1 protein-coding gene is annotated in these 2,042 nt (G+C 69.8%); it reads right to left on the bottom strand.

Annotated features, from left to right (window positions below; all coding sequences use genetic code 11):
- Positions 1-94 precede the first annotated feature (94 nt).
- A partial coding sequence (locus tag FXN61_RS49095; protein ID WP_167980593.1) for an Rne/Rng family ribonuclease occupies positions 95-2,042 on the bottom strand: 1,948 nt, incomplete at its 5' end.

The raw sequence follows: 2,042 nt of genomic DNA on the forward strand, positions 1-2,042 counted from the left end.
AGGCGAGGGAACCGCCCGGATCTCCCGCGTTCTCCGGCACGGCAGATGGATGGTCCACGCTGACGACGATCCGGTGGCGCGCATCGACTGCAAATCAAGCAGGGGCCTGTGCGACGGGCTCAGGTGCCGAGACCGGCTCCTGGACCGCGACGGGCTCCTGCGCGGGCTCAGCCTCCGGCTTGGGCAGCTGCGACCCGATGCGTCCCGTCACGGTCACAGCGGGCTTCTCGACGACCTCTTCCGGAGCCTGTTCGGCGACCGGTTCGACGAGCTCCTCCGCCGTCTCCTCGATCACCTCGGGCTCGGCTTCGGCGGCGGGCTCGACCACGGGCTCGATCTCGACCGGCGCGGGGTCCTCTGCGACGTCGTGCGGCACGTGACCGTTGAGCTCCTGCTCCTCGACCACGACCGCGTCGACGACCGCCTGCGGCTCCTTGTCGCGGCGACGACGGCGACGACGACGCCCGCCGTGACCCTCGTGCTCCTGGTCGGTGGCCACCACGTCCTCGGAGAGGTCCTCGGGCTCGGCCGGCTCGACGACGACGGGCTCGGCAGGCTCGACGGCCTCGGGCTCGGTCTCGACCAGCGCCTCGACAGCGGCCTCGGCGACCTGCTCGGAACCGCCCTTGTTGCGGCGCGACTTGCGGCCACCGCTCTGCGGCTGCTGCTGCTGGCCACCGCCGTTGCCACCACCGTACGAGTGCACCGGCTCGGTGGACACGACGACGCCACGTCCGCGGCAGTGCTCACACGTCTGGCTGAACGCCTCCAGCAGACCGGTGCCGACCCGCTTGCGGGTCATCTGCACGAGACCCAGCGAGGTGACCTCGGCGACCTGGTGACGCGTGCGGTCGCGGCCGAGGCACTCGGTCAGGCGGCGCAGCACCAGGTCGCGGTTCGACTCCAGGACCATGTCGATGAAGTCGATGACGATGATGCCGCCGATGTCGCGCAGCCGGAGCTGGCGGACGATCTCCTCGGCCGACTCCAGGTTGTTCCTGGTGACGGTCTCCTCAAGGTTTCCGCCCGATCCGGTGAACTTGCCGGTGTTGACGTCGATGACCGTCATCGCCTCGGTGCGGTCGATGATCAGGTAGCCACCCGACGGCAGCCAGACCTTGCGGTCCAGCGCCTTCATCAGCTGCTCGTCGATGCGGTACTCGACGAACGCGTCGTTGTTGCCGACGTGCTTCTTCAGGCGGTCCTGCAGGTCCGGCGCCACGTGACGGACGTAGCCGTCGATGACGTCCCACGCCTCGTCGCCCTGGACGACGAGCTGGGCGAAGTCCTCCGTGAACAGGTCGCGGACGACCTTCACCAGCAGGTCCGGCTCTTCGTAGAGCAGCGTCGGCGCCTTGGTGGAGGTGCTCTCGGACTTCTCCTTGATGACCTTCCACTGCGCCTGCAGACGCGTGACGTCGCGCGCCAGCTCCTCCTCGGAGATGCCCTCCGAGGCGGTGCGGATGATCACGCCGGCGTCCTCGGGGACGACCCGCTTGAGGATGTCCTTGAGGCGCTTGCGCTCGTTGTCCGGGAGCTTGCGGCTGATGCCCGTGGCACCGCCGCCGGGCACGTAGACCAGGAAGCGGCCCGGCAGGCTGATCTGGGTCGTGAGCCGCGCGCCCTTGTGGCCGACCGGGTCCTTGGTGACCTGGACGAGCACGCTGTCACCGCTCGAAAGCGCCTGCTCGATCTTGCGGGACTTGCCCTCGAGACCGGCGGCGTCCCAGTCGACCTCACCGGCGTACAGCACGGCGTTGCGGCCGCGGCCGATGTCGATGAACGCGGCTTCCATGCTCGGCAGCACGTTCTGGACGCGGCCGAGGTAGACGTTGCCCACGATCGAGCCGCTGCCCGACGAGGTGACGAAGTGCTCGACCAGCACGCCGTCCTCGAGCACGCCGATCTGGGTGCGGTCGCCGCGCTCGCGGACGACCATCGTGCGGGCCACGGCCTCGCGGCGGGCCAGGAATTCGGCCTCGGTCAGCACCGGGGCACGGCGGCGGCCTGCCTCGCGACCGTCACGACGGCGCTGGAGCTGG

Origin of the sequence: Lentzea indica (genome assembly GCF_012184385.1) — a bacterium.
GTDB lineage: Bacteria > Actinomycetota > Actinomycetes > Mycobacteriales > Pseudonocardiaceae > Lentzea > Lentzea indica.